The following is a 19586-nucleotide window of genomic DNA, read 5'->3' on the forward strand; positions in this document are numbered from 1 at the left end:
GCCGGGCGGCGGGCGCGGCGGGTGTGTCAGGCATCGGCGGGTTGCCTCTCCTCGTCTCGGTAGTGGTCCTGGTCGTCCCCGGGGCCGGCGTCCTCGCCACGCCCCGCGGTGTCCTGCTCGTCGCCCGGCTCGACCCGGCTGACCAGGACGGTGTCGATGCGGTTGCGCCGGCCGGTGGTGCCCTCGGCGACCAGCCGGAGGCCGGCCACCTCGACCTGCGCCCCGGGGATCGGCACCCGACCCAGCGACTGGGCGAGCAGGCCACCGACCGTCTCCACCTCGTCGGCGGGCAGATCGGTGTCGAACAGCTCGCCCAGATTCTCCACCGGCAGGCGGGCGGTGACCCGCACGGCGGAGTCCGCCAGGCGTTCGACCGGCGGGCGTTCGACATCGTACTCGTCGGTGATCTCGCCGACGATCTCCTCCAGGATGTCCTCGATCGTGACCAGCCCGCCGGTGCCGCCGTACTCGTCGACCACGATGACCAGGTGGTTGCGGGCGGCCTGCATCTCGGACAGCAGATCGTCGACCGGCTTGGACTCCGGTACGAAGGTCGCCGGACGCATCAGCTCGGCCACCGGCAACTGCTCGGCGTCCGGGTCACCGCCCCGGGACCGCCGGATCAGGTCCTTGAGGTAGAGCACACCCAGCACGTCGTCGACGCTCTCGCCGATCACCGGAATGCGGGAGAAACCGGACCGCAGGAAGAGCGCCAGCGCCTGCTCGAGGGTCTTGCCCTCCTCGATCCACACCATCTCCGTACGCGGCACCATCACCTCGCGGGCGATGGTGTCGCCGAGCGCGAAGACCGAGTGGATCATCTGTCGCTCGCCGTGCTCGACCACGCCGCGCTGCTCGGCCAGGTCGACCAGCTCACGCAGCTCCACCTGGGTGGCGAACGGCCCCTCCCGGAAGCCGCGCCCCGGGGTGACCGCGTTGCCGATGAGGATGAGCAGCGACGCGAGCGGGTTGAGCGCCCGGCCCAGCCAGCGGACCAGCGGCGCCACCGCCCGCCCGACGGCGTACGCGTGCTGCCGGCCGATGGTGCGCGGGGCGACCCCGACCACCACGAAGCTGACCACGGTCATCGCGCCGGCGGTGACCAACGCGGCCCGCCAGCCGGCGCCGAAGGTGTCCACCGCGACCAGTGCCACCAGCGTGGTGGCGGTCAGCTCGGCGAGCAGCCGCAACAGCAGGAGCAGGTTGAGGTGCCGGACCACGTCGGCGGCGACGGTCTGGAGGGTACGCGCGCCGCGCACGCCGTCCCGGGCCAGCTCGGCCGCCCGGGCCGGGGAGACCGCGGCGAGCGCCGCCTCGGTCATCGCGATCAGGCCGGCCAGCACCACCAGGCCGGCGGCGAAGACGATCAGTTGCAGGTCGGGAAGACCAGCCGTGGGGCTGGCCGCCAGTATCGGAGTGGGCATCACTGGTTGCGGGTCGACCGCCAGCTCGCCAGCAGTCGGGCCTGGAGCGCGAACATCTCCCGCTCCTCCTCCGGCTCGGCGTGGTCGTAGCCGAGCAGGTGCAGCACCCCGTGCACGGTGAGCAGGTGCAGCTCGTCGGCCGGCGCGTGCCCGGCGGTCGCCGCCTGCTTGGCCGCCACCTCCGGGCACAGCACGATGTCGCCGAGCAGGGCCGGCTCGCCGCCGGACGGGGCGGTCTCGCCGGGGCCGTGGTCGACGCTGCCCTCGTCCATGGGGAACGCGAGCACGTCGGTCGGGCCTTCGCCACCCATCCAGCGGTGGTTCAACTCGGTCATGTAGTCGATGTCGACCAGCAGCACGGACAACTCGGCGAGGGGGTTGACCCCCATCTCGTCGAGTGCGTGCCGGGCGACGGCGAGCACGGCGTCGGTGTCGACCTCGACACCGGACTCGTTGGCGATCTCGATGGACAACTTGCTTCCTCTGCTTTAGCGGCGGCGGCCGGCCCGGCCGCCCTGGGCGGGTCGCCCGGGCACCGCGTGGACGCCCTGCGCCTGCTGGGTCTCCCGCTCGGCGTCCCAGCGGGCGTACGCGTCGACGATCTGCCCGACCAGCTGGTGGCGGACCACGTCGGAGCTGGACAACTGGGCGAAGTGCACGTCCTCGACGTTCTCCAGGATCTCCCGGACCACGCGCAGACCGCTGGTCGTGCCGCCGGGAAGGTCCACCTGGGTGACGTCACCGGTGACGACGATCTTGGAATTGAAGCCGAGCCGAGTGAGGAACATCTTCATCTGCTCGGGCGTCGTGTTCTGCGCCTCGTCCAGGATGATGAACGCGTCGTTGAGCGTGCGGCCGCGCATGTACGCCAGTGGGGCGACCTCGATCGTGCCCGCGGCCATCAGCTTCGGGATCGACTCCGGGTCGAGCATGTCGTGCAGCGCGTCGTAGAGCGGGCGCAGGTACGGGTCGATCTTCTCGTTCAGCGTGCCGGGCAGGAAGCCCAGTCGCTCACCCGCCTCGACCGCCGGTCGGGTCAGGATGATCCGGTTGACCTGCTTGGCCTGCAACGCCTGGACGGCCTTCGCCATGGCCAGGTAGGTCTTGCCGGTGCCGGCCGGGCCGATGCCGAAGACGATGGTGTGCGAGTCGATCGCGTCGACGTACCGCTTCTGCCCGAGGGTCTTGGGGCGGATGGTGCGCCCGCGCCGGGAGAGGATGTTGAGCGTCAGGACCTCGGCGGGCCGTTCGGCGCTGCCCTGCTCGAGCATGCCGACGGTACGCCGAACCGCGTCAGTGGTCAGGGTCTCGCCTTTCTCGATGAGTTCGAGCAGCTCAGTGAAGACCCGCTCGGCGAGGGCATTGTCCGCGGGCGCGCCGGTGATGGTGATCTCGTTGCCACGGACGTGCACGTCGCTGGTGACCGAGCGTTCGACCAGTCGCAGGATCTCGTCACCTGCGCCGAGCAGATTGACCATGATCTTCGAGTCGGGCACGGTGATCCTGGTCTGCACCCGGGGCGGGCCGGGAGGTGGGGTGCCAGTCATAGGTCGGGCCGAAGGCCCCACGCACCTGCTCTCGATCTCGGCGCCGGCCCTGCTGGCACGGCGTGCGGACGTTACCCCCATCGTATCGGTTCAACGCGGCCCGCATCGCGTCCATTTCCGCTGGCCGCGATCAACCCCCGGCCCGGAAGTCGTACCGGTCGAAGGTCTCCTGGTGGCGGGTGAAGCGGTACGTCGCCCAGTGCATCCGGACCACCGCGCCCGACTCGTCCCGGGTCAGCCTCAGCAGCTCGCCGGCCTCCCGGCCGGAGACCGTGCGGAACACGTCCGGCCGGTCCGGCAGCGGGGTGAAGATCGCCGGTGGGCGTCCCGCCGGATCGTTGGCCCCCCGCGCCCGCAGTGTGCCGTCGTGCCAGGAGAAGACGTACTCGAAACCCTCGCCCCACCAGCGGCCGAGCAGCCCCCGCAGGGCTGCCGGAGCGGGCGCGCCGGGCCGCCACGGCTCGATCTCCGCCGGGTCGTGCTCGACCGCCGCGGCGAGCAGCCGGTGCGGCAGGTCGAACAGCTCCGCCGCCGTGCCGGACGAGCCGAGCACCGCGGCGCCCATCGCGCCCGCCGTGCCGTCGCCGCCCCGCCGGCCGTACACCGCGGCCAGGAATCCGGGCATCGCCCCGTCGTGCCCCACGTGCACCACCCGCTCGCCCTGCGGCACCAGGATCAGGCCGAGCCCGAAGCCGGCTCCCCACAGCGTCTCGTCAGTGGTGGTCACCGGCCAGCGCATCTCGTCCAGCGTGGCGGGGGCGAGCACCGCGCCGGCCGGGTCCAGCGCCGCCGGGTCGGCGAGGAACGCCGCCCAGCGGGCCATGTCGGTCGCCGTGCTCCAGAGCTGGGCGGCCGGGCCGACCGCGCCGAAGTCGGTCGGCGGCTCCGGGTGCGCCTCGTCGGAGTACGCGTCGACGAGGAAACCGGTGGCCGCCGCCGGCCCGGGGGTCACGGCGGTGTCGGCCAGGCCCAACGGCGTCAGCACCCGCTCGGCGAGCACCTCGGCCCAGCTGCCGCCGCGCAACCGGGCGACCAGTTGGCCGAGCACGGCCAGGCCGAGGTTCGAGTAGTGGAAGCGGCGGGCCGGTGGCAGCACGCGCTCGGCCCGGTCCAGCTCGGCGACCAACTGGCCGGCGTCCGGCGCGCGCAGGTTGTCCCAGACGTCGCCGAACGGCTCGCGTTGCAGGCCACCGGTGTGTGACAGCAGCCGGCGGACGGTCAGCTCCCCGTGGGCGGGCAGGTCCAGGTGCCGGCCCACCGGGTCGTCCAGATCCAGCAGCCCGTCGTCGCGGCACTGGAGGGTGAGCACCGCGGTGAAGGTCTTGGTGACCGAACCGATCCGGAACTGGGTGGACGCCCCCAGCGGGCGGTCGGTGCCGGTGCCGCCGACGGTGCAGCTCCAGAGCGGGCGGTCGGCCCGGTGCAGCGCCGCCGACACCGCCGGCACCCGGGCATCGGCCTGCACCCGGCGGACCAGCCGGCCCAGCCGCTCGTCGACGGCCCGAGCGGACAGCGGGTCAGCGCTCACGCCAGGTCCCGGGCGAGCATCGGGCCGAGCGGCGCGCCACCGAGCAGGTGCGCGTGCACGTGGAACACCTCCTGCCCGCCGTACACGCCGGTGTTGAACATCAGCCGGAAGCCGTCGCCGAGCAGCCCCTCGTCCTCGGCCACCGCGGCGGCCGTGGCCAGCACCTCCCCGGCCAGGGCCGGGTCACCCTGGGCGAGGGTGGCGATGTCGGCGTAGTGCTCCTTCGGAATCACCAGGACGTGCACCGGCGCCTTCGGACCGATGTCCCGGAAGGCGAGCGTGGTGGCGGTCTCCCGGACCACGGTGGCCGGAATCTCCCCGGCGACGATGCGGCAGAACAGGCAATCGGATCCCATCGGGGCAGTGTAGGGAAGGTCAGGGAAGGTACGGCAGGATGGCCGGCATGACGGATCGGGCGGTACTGGTGACCGGGGCCTCACGCGGGATCGGTCGGGCGGTGGCGACGGCGTTCGCGGCCGACGGCGACCGGGTGGCCATCCACCACCGCGACTCGGCGGACGCGGCGGAGGAGCTACGCGCGCAACTGCCCGGCGCGGGGCACGTGGTGGTCCGCGCCGACCTCACCGATCCGGACGCGGTCCGGGCCATGGTCGACCGGGCCGCCGACCTGCTGGGCGGCCTGGACGTGCTGGTCAACAACGCCGGGATGTACGGCGACCGGGACGACCCGCATCCGATCTTCGGCGCCTCCTACGAGCAGTGGCAGAAGCGCTGGCGGCAGGTGCTGGAGACCAACCTGACCGGCGCCGGCAACGTCACCTGGTGCGCCGCCCAGCACATGCGGGAGCGCGGCGGTCGGATCGTCAACGTCTCGTCCCGCGGCGCGTTCCGCGGCGAGCCGGACCAGCCGGCCTACGGCGCCAGCAAGGCGGGGCTGAACGCGCTGGGCCAGTCCCTCGCGGTGGCGCTCGCGCCGTACGGCATCGCGGTCGCGACCGTCGCGCCGGGCTTCGTGGCGACCGACATGGTCACCGAGCACCTGCGCGGTGAGCAGGGCGCGGCCATCCGGGCGCAGAGCCCGTTCGACCGGGTGGCCCGGCCGGAGGAGATCGCCGCCGCGGTGCACTGGCTGGCCTCGCCGCTGGCCGAGTGGGCGTCGGGTGCCATCCTCGACCTCAACGGCGCGTCCTACCTGCGCAGCTGACCGCCGGCCCGACGATCGGGCCCGGACCGCCGGATGTCGAGTCGCCCGACCCGTTTCCTCGCGTCCCGCGCTACCAGCGGTTGAGGCGGGTGGCGAGCACGCTGAGCGCGGCCACGCCGGCGGTGGAGGTGCGCAGCACCGCCGGGCCGAGCCGGACCGGCTGGCCGCCAGCCTCGCGGAAGGCGGTCAGCTCGGCCGGGGCGATGCCGCCCTCGGGGCCGACCACCAGGACGATCTCCCCGGCCGACGGCAGCTCGGCGACGGTCAGCCGCTCGTCGGCCTCCTCGTGCAGCACGAACGCGGCGGCGGCGCCGGCGATCCGGCGGGCCACCGTGGCCGTCGACTCGTCCGGGGCCCCGGCCACCACCGGCAGCCAGGGGCGGCGGGCCTGCTTGGCCGCCTCCCGGGCGGTCGCCACCCACTTCTCCCGAGCCCGTACGCCCCGGTCGCCGCGCCACTGGGTCACCGAGCGGGACGCCGCCCAGGGCACGATCTCGTCCACCCCGACCTCGGTCATCGCCTGCACGGCCAGCTCACCCCGGTCACCCTTGGCGATGCCCTGCACGATCACCAGCCGGGGTACGGGCGCGTCCGCGTACCCCCGGGAGGTGACGGTGAGATCGAGGCTGCCCCGGCCGACGGCGGTGACCACCGCGGCGGCCGTGCCGCCCCGGCCATCGGCGAGCAGCAACTCCTCGCCGACCCGAAGCCGCTGCACGGTGGCGGCGTGGTGCCCCTCCGGGCCGTCCAGGGTCAGCGCGTCACCGGTGGGCAGAGCCTCGACCAGGAACAGCGGCGCGGACACCTCAGGCGTGACCGTTGAACGCGTCGCGCATCCGGGAGAAGAAGCCGCCCTGCTTGGTCAGCTCGGCGACCTCCTCGCCCCGGGTCTTGGCGAAGTCGCGCAGCATCCGCTCCTGGTCCGGGTCGAGCTTGGTCGGCGTCCGGACGTCCAGGTGCACGTAGAGATCGCCCCGGCCGGTGCCGCGCAGGTGTGGCACCCCTCGGGCGCGCAGCCGCAGCGTGCTGGCGGGCTGGGTGCCGGCCTTCACGTCGACCGTCTCCTCGCTGTCCAGCGTCTTGATGGTCAGCCGGGTGCCCAGCGCCGCCGCGGTCATCGGGACGGTGACCCGGCAGTGCAGGTCGTCACCCTTGCGGGAGTACACGTCGTGCGGCCGCTCGTGGATCTCCACGTAGAGGTCGCCGGCGGTGCCGCCACCCGGGCCCACCTCGCCCTGCTGGGCCAGCCGGATCCGCATGCCGTCCTCGACACCGGCGGGGATCTTGACGGTCAGCGAGCGACGGGTACGCACCCGGCCGTCGCCGGCGCAGGTGGGGCAGGGGTGCGGGATGGTGGTGCCGTAGCCCTGGCAGACGGTGCACGGGCGGGCCGAGACCACCTGGCCGAGGAAGGTGCGCTGCACCGACTGCACCTCGCCACGGCCGCCGCACGCCTCGCAGGTGGCCAGGTGGGTGCCGGCCGCCGTGCCGGCGCCGGAGCAGGTGGTGCAGAGCACGGCCGTGTCGACGGTGATCGGCGCCTCGACGCCGAACGCCGTCTCGTGCAGGTCCAGCTCAAGACGCAGGATCGCGTCGGCGCCCGGGCGGGTACGCGGGCGCGGGCCGCGCGCGCCACCCGCCGCGCCGCCGAAGAACGCGTCCATGATGTCCTGGAACCCGACGAACGGGCCGGCTCCACCGGGACCGCCCGGGCCGCCGGCGCCGCCGCCACCCGGGGCGAGCGGGTCGCCACCCAGGTCGACGATCTGCCGCTTGCGGTCGTCCGAGAGCACCTCGTACGCGGCGTTGATGTCCTTGAACTTCTCCTGAGCCTCCGGGTCCGGATTGACGTCCGGGTGGAACTGGCGCGCCAGCTTGCGGTAGGCGCGCTTGATCTCGTCGTCGGAGGCTTCCCGGCTCACACCGAGGATGCCGTAGTAGTCCCTGGCCACTGCGTTCCGTGTCCTCATGTTCGTCTCGCGTTGCGCCGGTCGGCGGCCGCAGCCGGCCGTCGGCCCTGACTGGTCAGTTCTGGGCCAGCAGCTCGCCCACGTAGCGTGCCACGGCGCGCACCGTGGCGATGGTGCCGGGGTAGTCCATCCGGGTGGGTCCCAGCACCCCCAGGCCGCCCACGATGGTGGCGCCCGGGCCGTACCCGGTGCTGACCACCGAGGCGGCGCGCAGGTTGTCGAACTCGTTCTCGTCGCCGATCAGCACCCGGGTCGTGCTCGGCTCGGTCTCGCCGATGAGCTTGAGGAGCACGACCTCCTCCTCCAGCGCCTCGAGGATCGGCCGCAGCGAGCCCTGGAAGTCGAGCAGACCGCCCCGGGTGAGGTTGGCGGTGCCGGCCAGCGCGATGCGTTCCTCGTGCCGCTCGACCAGCGTCTCCAGCAGCACGGTGGAGAGCGTGGTCATCGCGGGGCGCAGCTCCGACGGCGCCTCCTCGACCAGCGCCTGCACCAGCGGCGGCGTGTCGGACAGCCGGGCGCCGGCGAGCTTCTCGTTGACGAGTCGGCGCAGGTCGGTGACGTCGTCGGGGTGCACGGGCCCGGGCAGCTCCACCAGCCGCTGCTCGACCCGCCCGGTGTCGGCGATCATGACGAGCATCAGCCGGGTGGTGGAGATCGGCACCAGCTCCAGGTGGCGCACCGAGGAGCGGGCCAGGCTCGGGTACTGCACCACGGCCACCTGCCGGGTCAGTTGGGCGAGCAGTCGCACGGTGCGGTGCACCACGTCGTCGAGGTCGACCGCGCCGACCAGGAAGCGCTCGATCGCCCGGCGCTCGGCCGGGCTGAGCGGCTTGACCCGGGACAGCCGGTCCACGAACAGCCGGTAGCCGCGGTCGGTGGGCACCCGGCCGGCACTGGTGTGCGGCTGCCGGATGTAGCCCTCCTCCTCCAGCACGGCCATGTCGTTGCGGACCGTGGCCGGGGACACACCGAGCTGGTGACGCTCAACCAGCGCCTTGCTGCCGACCGGCTCCTGGGTGGAGACGTAGTCCTCGACGATGGCGCGGAGCACGGCGAGCTTGCGGTCGTCGAGACCCATCTCCGCACCTCCTGTCGCACGTCGGCCGCCGGCGCCCGTGGGGCCGGCGGGCCGTCCTGGCACTCGACTGTAACGAGTGCCAGTCTACGTCGGCCCGCCCGCCCGCGCGATGATCAAGACCGTCGCTGTCCGTTCAGCCGGCCCGGCGCGGCGGTGTCGCTCTGGTGCGGCGTTGCCACCGGCCCCTACCGTGACACCCATGACTGAACCACCTCGCCCTCCCGGTGCGGGAGACCCCGGCAACTACCCGCCGGAGCCGACCTCGCCGGGCCCGTCCTCCTCGGCCGAGCCACCCACCGCACCACTGTCCGGGGCACCTGGCCCGGGCGGCTATCCCCCGGCCGGTGGCTATCCGCCACCCTCCGGTGACCAACCGCCGTCAGGCGGCTACCCTCCGCCCGGTGGTTACCCGCCGCCCGGTGGCTACCCCCCTGGCGGCTATCCGACCGGCGGCGCCTACGGCGGCCCCGGCGGCGGCTACGCCAACAACGATGACAAGACCTGGGCGCTGGTCGCGCACTTCGGCGGCGCCGCCGGCGCGCTGATCAGCTTCGGCCCGCTGGGCTTCGTCGGCCCGCTCATCGCCTACCTGGCCCGCGGTCAGCAGTCGCCGACCGTCCGGGCGCACGCCCTGGCCGCGCTGAACTTCCAGATCCTCTGGTCGATCATCGCGTTCGTGCTGCTCTTCGTGAGCTGGTGCCTGCTCTTCCTGCCCAGCATCGCGGTGGTGGTGATCCAGATCCTGTTCGGGATCATCGCCGGCATGAAGGCCAACGAGGGCAGCCACTACCGCTACCCGATGTCGGCCAGTTTCATCAAGTGACCCGGGTCGGCCGCTCCCCCGGCCGGCCCGGTGCACCGCCTCAGGGCAGCAGGTCGCGCACCACGGCGTCGGCGAGCAGCCGGCCGCGCAGGGTGAGCACCGCCCGGCCCGCCGCGTACTCCGGCGCGGCCAGCAGGCCGCCGGCCAGCGCCCGCTCGGCGCCGGCCCGACCCGCGGCGTCGAGCACCGCCAGCGGCAGCCCGCTGGCGAGCCGCAGCCGGAGCATGACGTCCTCCATGTGCGTCTCGTCGGCGGTGAGCACCTCGCGGGCCAGGCCGGGTGACGCGCCGGCGGCCAGCCGCTGGGCGTACGCCGAGGGGTGTTTGACGTTCCACCAGCGCACCCCGCCGACGTGGCTGTGCGCTCCGGGGCCCAGCCCCCACCAGTCGGCGCCGGTCCAGTAGAGCAGGTTGTGCCGGCACCGGGCCTCGTCGGTGCGGGCCCAGTTGGAGACCTCGTACCAGGACAGCCCGGCCGCGTCGAGCGCGGCCTCCGCGGCAAGGTAGCGGTCCGCGGCCACGTCGTCACTGGGGTACGCCAGCTCGCCGCGCCGCATCCGGGCGGCGAGCCGGGTGCCGTCCTCGACGATCAGGGCGTACGCGCTGACGTGGTCCACCCCGGCGGCCACGACCTGGTCCAGCGAGGCGGCGAAGTCCTCGGCCCGCTCCCCCGGGGTGCCGTAGATCAGGTCCAGGTTGACGTGCTCGAACCCGGCGTCGCGCGCCTCCAGGGCGGCGGCGGTGGCCCGGCCGGCGCTGTGTTTGCGGTCCAGGATCGCCAGCACACCCGGGGAGGCGGACTGCATGCCCAGCGAGATCCGGGTGTAGCCGGCGGCCCGCAGCCGCTTCAACGATTCCGGGGTGACCGATTCCGGGTTGGCCTCGGTGGTGACCTCGGCGTCGGCGGCGAGCCCCCAGGTGCGGTCGATGCCGTCGAGGATCCGGGCCAGGTCGTCGGCGGGGAGCAGGGTGGGCGTGCCACCGCCGACGAAGACCGTGTCGACCCGCGGCGGTGGGCTGTCGCCGAGCACCCGGGCGGCGAGCGCCAGCTCGGCCAGCACGGTGTCCGCGTACCCCTCGCGGCTGGCGCCGCCACCCAGCTCGGCCGCGGTGTAGGTGTTGAAGTCGCAGTAGCCGCAGCGGCTGGCACAGAACGGCACGTGGACGTACACGCCGAAGCCGCGCGCGCCGACCGCGGTGGTGGCGGTGGCGGGCAGCGATCCGTCGGCGGGGACGGTCTCACCATCTGGAAGGACGCCGGGCATGGCCACTAGTGTGCCCGGCATGACCTCTCCCGACGTGCTCGTGCGGGTCTCCACGGCCCGCGGGGTGACCACCCTCACCCTGGACAGCCCGCACAACCGCAACGCGCTCTCCACCGGCCTGATGACACAGCTGCTGGCCGGGTTGGCCGACGCGATCGCCGACGACGCGGTCCGGGTGATCGTGCTCGACCACACCGGCCCGGTCTTCTGCTCGGGCGCGGATCTGAAGGAGACCGCCGCGGCGTACGCCAGCGGGACGGTGCCGGCCGGAATGCTGGGCGACGTGCTCGCCGCGCTCTGGGAGTGCCCGAAGCCGGTGCTGGCCCGGGTCGCCGGTCCGGCGCGGGCCGGCGGGTTGGGCCTGATCGCCGCCGCCGACCTGGCCGTCTGCTCCGACGAGGCGACGTTCGCCTTCACCGAGGTGCGGATCGGGGTGATCCCGGCGGTGATCTCGGCGACCGTGCTGCCCCGGCTGCACCCGCGCGCCGCCGCCGAGCTGTACCTGACCGGGGACACCTTCGACGGCCGGCGGGCCGCCGAGATCGGCCTGGTCACCGCCGCTGTCCCGGCGGACGGGCTGGACGCGGCGGTCAGCCGGTACTGCGACTCGCTGGTGCGCGGCGCCCCCGGCGCGCTGGCCGGCACGAAGGAGCTGCTGCGCCGACCGGCCACCGCCGAGCTGCGCGCCGAGCTGGCCCGGCTGTCCGCTCTCTCGACCGGCTACTTCCTCTCCGACGAGGGACGCGAGGGGGTCACCGCGTTCCGGGAGAAGCGACCGGCGAGCTGGGTGCCCGCTCTCGACGGGTGAGCGTTGCCGTTGCCCTTTCGCGGGTGAGCGGTTGTCGTTGCCCGGTGTCCGCCCTCGGAGAGGTCGGGGCGCCGCCTGGGCAGGGCGGCGCCCCTGGGCCGGTCACCACGCGGTGGCGCCGCCGTCGACCGGGTAGTTCGCCCCGGTGATGTACGACGCCCGGTCGGACGCGAGGAAGACCACCAGCTCGGCGACCTCCTCCGGTTGAGCGAAGCGCTTGACCAGGGTCTTGCCGGTGATCGCGTCCCGGGCCGCCTGGTTGTCGCCGAGGTCGCGTTCGCTGGCCGGGCTCACGATGGGCCCGGGGCTGATCGCCACCGCGCGGATCCCGTGGGGCGCGCCTTCGAGCGCGAGCTGTCGGGTCATGCCGATGATGCCGGCGTTCGCGGCGGCGTGCCCGACCATCGGGGGGACGTGGCCACCGATCATTCCGGCCATCGAAGCGGCGCTGATGATGACGCCGCCGCCCCGCCGGACCAGGTGCGGCCAGGCGAACTTCGACACGAAGAAGGGAATGTCGAGTTCGCCGGTGATGGTGTACCGCCAGTCCTCGACGGAGAAGTCGGGCATCGGACCGAAGCGGAGCGCGGCCGCGTTGTTGTAGACCACGTCGAGCCCGCCGTACGCCTCCACGGCGTCCTCGACGAACTTGCGCACCTGTTCGGGGTCGGTGAGGTCGACCGGGGCGAGGCCGGTCATCTCACCGCCCGCGTTCCGGACCAGTTCGACCGTCTCGTTGTTGCCGTCGATCTGGATGTCGGCGCCGACGACCCGTGCGCCTTCCCGCGCGAAGGCCAGCGCCGCGACCCGGCCCAGACCACCTCCGGTGCCGGTGATGAGCACGACCTTGCCATCCAGCGTTCCCATGGGGCTCCTCCTTGATCCGTGATCTTCCGAGGCTGTGTGTCCGCAGGGGTCCGCGAACCAGCTCCCGCAATTGACACGTCAATCAACACAGATCCTTGACCGATCAATCACCTCTGACCGTGCCCGGTGGGGTGATGCCGACGACAGGCCACTCCGCGCGGACCTCGCGCCCAGCGCGTAATGCCCGATTATTGTCGAATTGTGGCGGGCGGAAGGCCTGGTAGGCGCAGGTGAGACCGCTGCCGGAGCGGGAACGTCGGTCGGTGCGGCCGGGGCCGGCCACGGCGAAACCGGTCGGACGACCCGGATAGGTCGCCGCGGGACGTACGCTTGTCGGACTGTCGATCTGGGGGTGTGGGTGCGAACTCGGGCAACCGTGGCGGGTGGAGTGGTTCTCATCCTCATCGCCGTGATCGCAGTCTGGCTCGTCGTGCGGCAGGTCGGAGACCAGCTGCGACTGCCGCTGTCCGCGCGGACCTGCACGGTCCATGCCGACGGCCGGGTCGCACTGGACCCCGACCAGATGGCCAACGCGGCGACCATCGCGGCGATCGGCGCGCAGCGCGGGATGCCCGAGCGGGCCGTGGTGGTCGCGCTGGCCACGGCGTACCAGGAATCCGGGCTGCGCAACCTCGCCGACGGCGACCGTGACTCGGTCGGCCTGTTCCAACAGCGCCCGAGCCAGGGCTGGGGCACCCCCAAGCAGATCCGCGACCCGCGCTACGCGGCGAACCGTTTCTACGCGGCGCTGAAGAAGGTGCGCGGCTGGGAGTCGATGCGGGTCACCGACGCCGCCCAGCGGGTGCAACGCTCGGCGTTCCCCGAGGCGTACCAGAAGTGGGCCGACGACTCCGAGGTGCTCAGCCGGGCCCTGCTCGGCGACGCCACCGGCGCGGTCGCCTGCTCGGTGGGGCGTACCCCGGTGATGCGCGGCGCGGCGGCGGCCGCCCAGTTGACCCGCAACCTGGTGCTGGACTGGGGGGTGTCGAGCACCGACCCGACGGACCAGACCGGGCTGGCCGTGGCCGCGGGCGACCAGCGCGACGGCTGGCGGTACGCGCACTGGCTGGTCTCGCACGCACAGGACCACGGCCTGAAGCGGGTCCGCTTCGGTGGCCTGGAGTGGACCGCCCGGGACGGCACCTGGGGGCAGGTGAGCGGCGAACAGGGGCCCGCCGGGCAGGTGGTGGCCGAGGTGTTCGCCGAGGGGTGACCCGGCCCTGATCTCTTAACCGGCAGTCACCGCACAATCGGACAAAAACCGGCAGACACCACTAGTGATCACGCAAATTTGACTATCCGTGATGGTTCCGCTGCACGCGGTCCGGCCCGGGTCCACCCGCGCCGCACGCCCTCCCCAAGGCCGAGGCATGCGCGTTACGATCGGCGGCCTGTGCCAGAAATGGTTTCACCTCATGGGGAGGGGTACGACGCGGTGTTCGATTACGGCGACCGGACCGGCTACGAACCGATCAGCGACACTGACCGCAAGGAGTTCCACGAGCAGGGCTTCCTCCTGCTGCGCAACGTCCTGACCGAGGATCACCGGGCGGCGCTGGAGGCGGCGGTCGACCGCGTCTACGCGGAGGAACAGGCCAAGGGCAACACCAAGAAGGACGGCACCCTGCACCTGCTGGGCTTCCTGGAGCGCGACGAGCTCTTCGGTGAGCTGCTCACCCACCCGATCGCCTTCCCGTACATGTGGGGGCTGGCCGGCTGGAACATCTACACCCACCACAACCACCTGGACGTCACCCCGCCGGCCGCCGAGCCGGAGAAGCCGTACTGGGGCTGGCACCAGGACGGGTACCGCCAGAACTCCGACCCGGAGACGATGGACCCGAACCTGCCCCGGCCGATGTTCTCGCTGAAGGTCGCGTACGTGCTCTCCGACCTCTCCGAGACCGGTCGCGGCGCCACCAAGGTCATCCCGGGCAGCCACCTGTTGAACTCGCTGCCCCGGCCGAAGGACCTCAGCGTGCACAACCCGGACCCGGAGGGCACGGTGGAGATCACCGCCAACCCGGGTGACGCCTTCATCTTCGACCGCCGGCAGTGGCACTCCCGGTCGACGAACCTGTCGACCATCACCCGCAAGATGCTCTTCGTCGGCTACACCTACCGGTGGATCCGCCCGCTGGACGAGCTGCACCCGGACCTGAACGGCGAGTGGTACCGCAACCGCACGCCCGTGCAGCGCCAGCTGATCGGTGAGGGCACCCACACCGCGAACTACTGGGGCATCAACTGGGACGGGTACGTCGACGACGAGATCCCGCTGCGCAAGGAGCTCAAGGAGCGCGGTCTGCTGGACCGCAGCGTCCCCTGGCTCCGCTGACGGAGGAAGGGGCCCCTTGTTATCGCTTCTCGGATAACAAGGGGCCCCTTCGCATATCTGCTGCCGGGTGAACGCCGGGCGATGGCGGTCGGCCGACCCCGGCGGTGTGCCCGCTCGGCGGTCGTCACCGCCCCAGCCGGCGGCGGGCCTTCTCCCGGATCGACTCCGGCAGGTCGGGTGCCTCCAGCAGCCGGGGCAACAGCTCCGGCTCCAGGCTGGTGGCCCGGAACACCTCGCCGATGGTCACGCCGTGCGCGGGCCGGTCCACCACCTCGACCGGGTCGCCCGGGCCCACCTCCCCCTCGCGCAGCACCCGCAGGTAGGCCCCGGGCAGCGCCCGGACGGTGAACCGCTTGATCAGGTCCGGTACGCCCCAGAAGCCGGCGAACGTGGTGCACGGCGTTCGGGGCTTGGTCACCTCAAGCAGGGCGGACCCGATCTGCCACTGCTCACCGATCACCGCGCCGGTCACGTCGACCGCATACGTGGTGAGGTTCTCGCCGAAGCCGCCGGGCCCGATGTCCCGGCCCAGTTCGGTCGCCCACCAGGCGCCGTCCTCCTCCGCGTAGGCGTAGACCGCCTGGTCCGCGCCGCCGTGGTGGGCTCGCTCGCCGATGAAGTCGCCGACCACCCCGTCGACCCGGATCAGCACCGGCGCGTCCACCGGCCGCTTGTCGATGCCGCTGCGACCGCTCGCGTCGCCGGCCCACTCGGCCTCGGTGACCACACCGAGGTTCACCGCTGCCACCCTGCCCGTCATGGCGGTCAGCCTAGCGGGGCCCGACGGGGTGGGGCGTCGCCAAGATCGCCGACAGCCGTGGGCGGCCGTCAGCCCTTGACGGCGCCGGCGACCAGGCCGGAGACCATCCGCCGCTGCACCAGCAGGAAGAAGATGATGACCGGCAGGGTGAACAGGGTGGACGCGGCCATCACCGGGCCCCAGTTGGTGTCGTCCCGGCCGAAGAAGAAGGTCATCGCCACCGGCAGGGTGTAGCGGTTCTGGTCGTTGATGAACGTCAACGCGAAGATCAGCTCGTTCCACGCGGTGATGAACGAGAAGATGCTGGTGGCCACCAGGCCGGGCGCGACCAGCGGGAACAGGATCCGGCGGAAGATCTGGGCCCGACTGGCGCCGTCGATGGCGGCCGCTTCCTCCAACTCCTTGGGCACCGCGGCGACGAAGCCGCGCAGCATCCAGACCGCGAACGGCAGCGAGAAGCCCAGGTACGTGAGGATGAGGCTGGGCAGGGTGTTGTAGAGGCCGAGCCGCTGGATCATCAGGAACAGCGGGATGACCAGCGCCTCCAGCGGGATCATCTGCACCACCAGCAGCATGATCAGGAAGCTGGTCCGCAGCTTGAAGCGGAACCGGGCCACCGCGGTCGCGGCGAGCAGGGCGACCAGGCCGCTGAGCACCACCGTCGCGACGGCGACCAGTGCGCTGTTGAGGAAGAAGTCGGCGAAGCTCACGCCGGGGATCAGGTTGCCGGTCAGGATCTCCCGGTAGTGCGCCAGCGTCGGGTGGGTCGGCACCGGCTGTGGAGTGGACGAGAAGATCTCCCTGCTCGGCTTCAGCGAAGTGGAGATCATCCAGTAGACGGGGAACGCCGCGAAGAGCGCGACCAGCAGCCCGGCGCCGTTGAGGGCGATCTTCTTCACGACTCGTCCTCCTGTCTGAGCACCATCCGTACGTAGAAGCCGGTGACCACGAGCAGGATCAGGGTGAGGATCACCGCGATGGCCGCACCGAGGCCGTACTTCGGCGGCGGCGAGAACGCCTCCGCGTACGAGTAGATGGAGAGCATGAACGTCGGCCGGTCCTGGGTGCCTCCGGCCAGCACGAACTGCTGGGTGAAGACCTTGAAGTCCCAGATGGTGGAGAGCACGATCAGGATGCCGAAGACCGGGCGCAGCAGCGGGAACGTGATCTTCCAGAACGCCCGCCAGGGGCCGGCGCCGTCCACCCGGGCAGCCTCGTGCAGTTCGCTCGGCACGCTCTTCAGGCCGGCGAGCACGCTCACCGCGATGAACGGGAACGAGTGCCAGACCACCACCAGGGTGAGGATCGCGAAGAAGAGCAGGGGCGAGTTGAACCAGCCGTAGCCGGTCCAGTCACTGCGGCCGAACAGGGCGTTGGAGAGGCCGTCCGGCAGCGCGTTGAACAGCCAGGTGACCAGACCGCTGGTGTCGTCGAAGATCCACTTCCAGACGATCGTGCCGGTCAGCGCCGGGGTGGCCCAGGCGAGCATCACGCAACTCGCCACGAAGGTGGCCATCTTGCGGCCGAGCCGGTTGAGCAGCAGCCCGACCAGGGTGCCGAGGACCATCGTGAGCAGCACGTTGGCCGCGGCGAACAGGACCGTGTTGCGCAGCACCGTCAGGAAGAACGGATCGGAGAGGATGTCGGCGTAGTTGCCCAGCCCCACCCACGGCCACTCCCGGTCGCCGCGCAGTTGCCGGACGCTGTTCAACCGGTAGAAGGACATCGCCACCACCTGGCCGAGCGGCCAGAGCAGCAGCACCCCGATGATCGCCAGCGCGGGCAGCAGCAGCAGGTACGGCAGGCGGTCGACCGGGCGACGCCGCCGCGCGGGGGTTTCCCGCGCGGCGGCCGCCTCGGCACCCTTAAGCAGTAGGCTCACTTGCTGTTCAGAATGCCTTCCATCTCAGCGGACGCGTCGGCGGTGGCCTTCTCGACCGTCTTCTGACCCTTCATGACCGAGCTGTTCATCGCCTGGGTCACCGTCTTCGTCCGGCTGACCTCCACCCACTTCGGGGTGAGCGGCGTGAGCTTGGTGTTCTGCATGGTGGTGGCGAACGACGCCATGATCTTGTCGTTGGCGTACGTGCCACCGGCGACCAGATCCTGGTAGACCGGGAAGAAGCCGAGGCTGCTCGCGAAGCTCTGCGCGTTCTTCTTGTTCAGCAGCACGGTCAGGTAGTCCCAGGCCAGATCCTGGCGCTCGCTGTCCTTCCAGATCGCCACGTCCGAACCGCCGGCGAAACCGGGCGCCGCCTTGCCGTCCGGGCCGGGGATCGGGAACGTACCCCAGACCTTCTCGATCTCGGGGTTGTCCTTCTTGATGGCGCCCTGCTGCCAGCTGCCGGCGAAGGCCATCGCGGCCTTGCCGGTGGCGAACTGGGTGCGGGCGTCGATCTCGTTCCAGCCAGCCGCGGCCGGCGGGGCCACCTTGTGGACGGTCACCAGGTCGGTCCAGAACTTCACCGCCCGCTGCGCCTCCGGCGTGTTGTAGCCGGACTTCCAGGTGCCGCCCTGGTTGGTGGCGATCTCGGCGCCGGCACCCCAGAGGAAGGAGTAGAAGGGCAGCTCGGAGTTGCCCGGCAGGGCGATGCCGTAGGTGCCCTTCTTCTTCGCCTGCACGGCCTTGGCCACGGTGACCAGGTCGTCCCAGGTCTTCGGCGGCTGCACGCCGGCCTCGGCGAACCAGTCGGTGCGGTAGTAGATCGCGCGCACGCCGGCGTACCAGGGCACGCCGTACTGCTTGCCGTCGAGCTGCGCGTTGCGGACCAGGTCGGGCAGCAGGTCCTTGCCGTCGGCCCAGCCACCCATCCGGCCACTCACGTCGGCGAGCGCCTCCTGGGCCGCCCAGCCCTGGGTCTCGGTGTTGCCCAGCTCGGTGACGTCCGGCCCCTCACCACCGGCGAGCGCGGCCTGGAACTTCTTGGGCGCTTCGAGCCAGGGAATGTACTGGACCACCACGTCGGTGTCGGGGTGCTTCTGCCGGAACTCGGTCTCCACCCCGTCCAGGAAGGTGTTCTGCGCGTCCCCGCCCTCGCCCATCATCCAGACCGTGAGCTTGCTGTCGTCCGCCGCGTCATCGCCGGAGGAGCCTCCGCAGCCGGTCAGCACCATCGCGGCCGAGGCCACCACAGCGGTGACCGGGGCCAGCCGCTTCCACCTGTTCACGCCACTTCTCCCCTCACGCCGCCTGGAACTAACCTTCTCCGCCGCACCCTAGTACGAAGAATTCCTTTACGACAGTGGGCGTGCCGGCGAAAGCGAGGCGACCGTACCGCAGCGGGGCCGCGGAAGGGGCTCTGGCATCGGGCCGAAGTCGGGCACTCCCGCACGAAAGAGCGCCCGGCCGAGGGCCGGGCGCTCTTTCCCGTCGTACGGTGATGCCGGGTTGTTATCGGGTGATGCTGCGGCGGCGACCCACGCCGGCCACCAGCGCGACCGCGATCGCGGCCAGAACCACCTGCACCAGCAGCTCTCCCCAGTCGATGCCGCTGGTCTCGGTCGCGATGCCGATCGCCCGCGCCAGCACGGTGCCCAGCAGGGCCGCGCCGACACCGATCAGCAGGTGCAGCCAGATCGGCATGTTCTGGCGGCCCGGAACGACCAGGCGGCCCAGGGCCCCGACGATGAGACCGACAACGATCGCAGTGATGATGCCCCACACGGTGAGCTCCACGGTCGCCCTCCTTCTAAGAATGTCTGACACACGCTGTGTGTGCTTCCTGTCGTGACCGCTAAGTTCCCGAAGCGCCGAAAATCCAAACCGACTTCGGCCACCAGACGATCACGACCAGGACGACAGGTACCTGTTCCACCCACCCTCTCGGCCTCGTCGCAGAAGAGCCCGAGCGGCGGCGTTGCGATCGGCGGGCGGCGCCGGGCTGGGTGGCGACGAGCGCTTGATCGACACGAGGTCGGCGACATCGGGGTATCGCGGCCGGCGGGAAAGGCCGATATCGCCGGTATCGAGTGGATCAAGGCGAGCGGGCGGGGGCGAGCGGGCGGGGGTCGCCC

Annotated in this window: 20 protein-coding genes; 5 read left to right on the forward strand and 15 right to left on the reverse strand. The window is 71.8% G+C overall.

What is annotated here, in order from left to right:
• Positions 1-26: 26 nt before the first annotated feature.
• From EAD89_RS21935 to EAD89_RS21955, 5 genes are all read right to left on the reverse strand, one after another.
• Positions 27-1424 (reverse strand): hemolysin family protein, encoded by a 1398-nt coding sequence (locus EAD89_RS21935; protein WP_121652522.1) that lies wholly within the window; start codon positions 1422-1424, stop codon positions 27-29.
• Positions 1424-1897, reverse strand: coding sequence for an rRNA maturation RNase YbeY (gene ybeY / locus EAD89_RS21940; RefSeq protein ID WP_121652521.1), 474 nt, complete (start codon positions 1895-1897; stop codon positions 1424-1426). The genes EAD89_RS21935 and ybeY overlap by 1 nt, the downstream gene beginning before the upstream one ends.
• Positions 1898-1912: 15 nt before the next feature.
• Positions 1913-2971 (reverse strand): PhoH family protein, encoded by a 1059-nt coding sequence (locus tag EAD89_RS21945; RefSeq protein WP_121652520.1) that lies wholly within the window; start codon positions 2969-2971, stop codon positions 1913-1915.
• Positions 2972-3101: 130 nt separating this feature from the next.
• The gene (locus EAD89_RS21950) at positions 3102-4499 is read right to left on the reverse strand and encodes a serine hydrolase (protein ID WP_233578914.1); all 1398 of its coding nucleotides are present in this window, start codon (positions 4497-4499) and stop codon (positions 3102-3104) included.
• Positions 4496-4855 (reverse strand): histidine triad nucleotide-binding protein, encoded by a 360-nt coding sequence (locus EAD89_RS21955; RefSeq protein WP_121652519.1) that lies wholly within the window; start codon positions 4853-4855, stop codon positions 4496-4498. Before EAD89_RS21955 ends, EAD89_RS21950 begins: the two co-directional genes overlap by 4 nt.
• 47 nt (positions 4856-4902) lie before the next feature.
• Between EAD89_RS21955 and EAD89_RS21960 the strand changes: the two genes are divergently transcribed.
• Complete coding sequence (locus EAD89_RS21960) at positions 4903-5664, forward strand: SDR family NAD(P)-dependent oxidoreductase (protein WP_121677055.1); 762 nt, start codon at positions 4903-4905, stop codon at positions 5662-5664.
• A gap of 70 nt (positions 5665-5734) precedes the next feature.
• Here EAD89_RS21960 and EAD89_RS21965 read toward each other — a convergent pair whose 3' ends face one another.
• The 3 genes from EAD89_RS21965 to hrcA form a co-directional block, all read right to left on the reverse strand.
• Positions 5735-6469: a 16S rRNA (uracil(1498)-N(3))-methyltransferase gene (locus EAD89_RS21965; RefSeq protein WP_121677049.1), complete on the reverse strand. Its 735-nt coding sequence runs from the start codon at positions 6467-6469 to the stop codon at positions 5735-5737.
• Position 6470: 1 nt separating this feature from the next.
• A complete protein-coding gene (gene dnaJ, locus EAD89_RS21970) occupies positions 6471-7616 on the reverse strand; it encodes a molecular chaperone DnaJ (protein ID WP_199723260.1) in 1146 nt (381 codons plus the stop codon).
• A 73-nt stretch (positions 7617-7689) separates the two neighbouring features.
• On the reverse strand, positions 7690-8712 hold the full coding sequence (gene hrcA, locus EAD89_RS21975; RefSeq protein ID WP_074313627.1) for a heat-inducible transcriptional repressor HrcA: 1023 nt from the start codon (positions 8710-8712) through the stop codon (positions 7690-7692).
• A 199-nt stretch (positions 8713-8911) separates the two neighbouring features.
• Between hrcA and EAD89_RS21980 the strand changes: the two genes are divergently transcribed.
• Positions 8912-9535 (forward strand): DUF4870 domain-containing protein, encoded by a 624-nt coding sequence (locus tag EAD89_RS21980; protein WP_199733590.1) that lies wholly within the window; start codon positions 8912-8914, stop codon positions 9533-9535.
• A 40-nt stretch (positions 9536-9575) separates the two neighbouring features.
• On the opposite strand, the gene hemW is transcribed toward EAD89_RS21980, so the two are convergent.
• The gene (hemW, locus tag EAD89_RS21985; RefSeq protein ID WP_199733591.1) at positions 9576-10799 is read right to left on the reverse strand and encodes a radical SAM family heme chaperone HemW; all 1224 of its coding nucleotides are present in this window, start codon (positions 10797-10799) and stop codon (positions 9576-9578) included.
• Positions 10800-10818: 19 nt separating this feature from the next.
• On the opposite strand from hemW, the gene EAD89_RS21990 reads away from it, so the two are divergent.
• Positions 10819-11607, forward strand: a complete 789-nt coding sequence (locus EAD89_RS21990; protein WP_121677056.1) for an enoyl-CoA hydratase family protein — start codon at positions 10819-10821, stop codon at positions 11605-11607.
• A gap of 102 nt (positions 11608-11709) precedes the next feature.
• Here EAD89_RS21990 and EAD89_RS21995 read toward each other — a convergent pair whose 3' ends face one another.
• The gene (locus tag EAD89_RS21995) at positions 11710-12474 is read right to left on the reverse strand and encodes an SDR family NAD(P)-dependent oxidoreductase (protein ID WP_121677052.1); all 765 of its coding nucleotides are present in this window, start codon (positions 12472-12474) and stop codon (positions 11710-11712) included.
• 352 nt (positions 12475-12826) lie between these two features.
• Between EAD89_RS21995 and EAD89_RS22000 the strand changes: the two genes are divergently transcribed.
• A complete protein-coding gene (locus EAD89_RS22000) occupies positions 12827-13687 on the forward strand; it encodes a hypothetical protein (RefSeq protein ID WP_121677053.1) in 861 nt (286 codons plus the stop codon).
• A gap of 222 nt (positions 13688-13909) precedes the next feature.
• The gene (locus tag EAD89_RS22005) at positions 13910-14812 is read left to right on the forward strand and encodes a phytanoyl-CoA dioxygenase family protein (RefSeq protein ID WP_233578915.1); all 903 of its coding nucleotides are present in this window, start codon (positions 13910-13912) and stop codon (positions 14810-14812) included.
• Between the two features lie 124 nt (positions 14813-14936).
• Here EAD89_RS22005 and EAD89_RS22010 read toward each other — a convergent pair whose 3' ends face one another.
• The 5 genes from EAD89_RS22010 to EAD89_RS22030 all read right to left on the reverse strand — a co-directional run bounded on the left by EAD89_RS22010 (position 14937) and on the right by EAD89_RS22030 (position 19248).
• A complete protein-coding gene (locus tag EAD89_RS22010) occupies positions 14937-15572 on the reverse strand; it encodes an MOSC domain-containing protein (RefSeq protein WP_121652510.1) in 636 nt (211 codons plus the stop codon).
• Positions 15573-15640: 68 nt separating this feature from the next.
• Entirely contained in the window at positions 15641-16471 is an 831-nt protein-coding gene (locus EAD89_RS22015; protein WP_121652509.1) for a carbohydrate ABC transporter permease, read from the reverse strand.
• Complete coding sequence (locus EAD89_RS22020) at positions 16468-17454, reverse strand: carbohydrate ABC transporter permease (RefSeq protein ID WP_121652508.1); 987 nt, start codon at positions 17452-17454, stop codon at positions 16468-16470. Before EAD89_RS22020 ends, EAD89_RS22015 begins: the two co-directional genes overlap by 4 nt.
• Complete coding sequence (locus tag EAD89_RS22025) at positions 17451-18740, reverse strand: sugar ABC transporter substrate-binding protein (RefSeq protein ID WP_121652507.1); 1290 nt, start codon at positions 18738-18740, stop codon at positions 17451-17453. Before EAD89_RS22025 ends, EAD89_RS22020 begins: the two co-directional genes overlap by 4 nt.
• Positions 18741-18963: 223 nt before the next feature.
• Positions 18964-19248: a GlsB/YeaQ/YmgE family stress response membrane protein gene (locus EAD89_RS22030; RefSeq protein WP_121652506.1), complete on the reverse strand. Its 285-nt coding sequence runs from the start codon at positions 19246-19248 to the stop codon at positions 18964-18966.
• Positions 19249-19586 lie beyond the last annotated feature (338 nt).

It is taken from the genome of Micromonospora sp. BL4, assembly GCF_003667505.1.
GTDB lineage: Bacteria > Actinomycetota > Actinomycetes > Mycobacteriales > Micromonosporaceae > Micromonospora.

What these genes read in the sequence shown, in the direction of transcription:
- EAD89_RS21995 (WP_121677052.1), bottom strand. Translation starts at nt 12,474, where the DNA reads ATGGGAACGCTGGATGGCAAGGTCGTGCTCATCACCGGCACCGGAGGT.
- EAD89_RS21990 (WP_121677056.1), top strand. Translation starts at nt 10,819, where the DNA reads ATGACCTCTCCCGACGTGCTCGTGCGGGTCTCCACGGCCCGCGGGGTG.
- EAD89_RS21945 (WP_121652520.1), bottom strand. Translation starts at nt 2,971, where the DNA reads ATGACTGGCACCCCACCTCCCGGCCCGCCCCGGGTGCAGACCAGGATC.
- EAD89_RS21935 (WP_121652522.1), bottom strand. Translation starts at nt 1,424, where the DNA reads ATGCCCACTCCGATACTGGCGGCCAGCCCCACGGCTGGTCTTCCCGAC.
- EAD89_RS21955 (WP_121652519.1), bottom strand. Translation starts at nt 4,855, where the DNA reads ATGGGATCCGATTGCCTGTTCTGCCGCATCGTCGCCGGGGAGATTCCG.
- EAD89_RS21960 (WP_121677055.1), top strand. Translation starts at nt 4,903, where the DNA reads ATGACGGATCGGGCGGTACTGGTGACCGGGGCCTCACGCGGGATCGGT.
- hemW (WP_199733591.1), bottom strand. Translation starts at nt 10,799, where the DNA reads ATGCCCGGCGTCCTTCCAGATGGTGAGACCGTCCCCGCCGACGGATCG.
- EAD89_RS21980 (WP_199733590.1), top strand. Translation starts at nt 8,912, where the DNA reads ATGACTGAACCACCTCGCCCTCCCGGTGCGGGAGACCCCGGCAACTAC.
- EAD89_RS22010 (WP_121652510.1), bottom strand. Translation starts at nt 15,572, where the DNA reads ATGACGGGCAGGGTGGCAGCGGTGAACCTCGGTGTGGTCACCGAGGCC.
- hrcA (WP_074313627.1), bottom strand. Translation starts at nt 8,712, where the DNA reads ATGGGTCTCGACGACCGCAAGCTCGCCGTGCTCCGCGCCATCGTCGAG.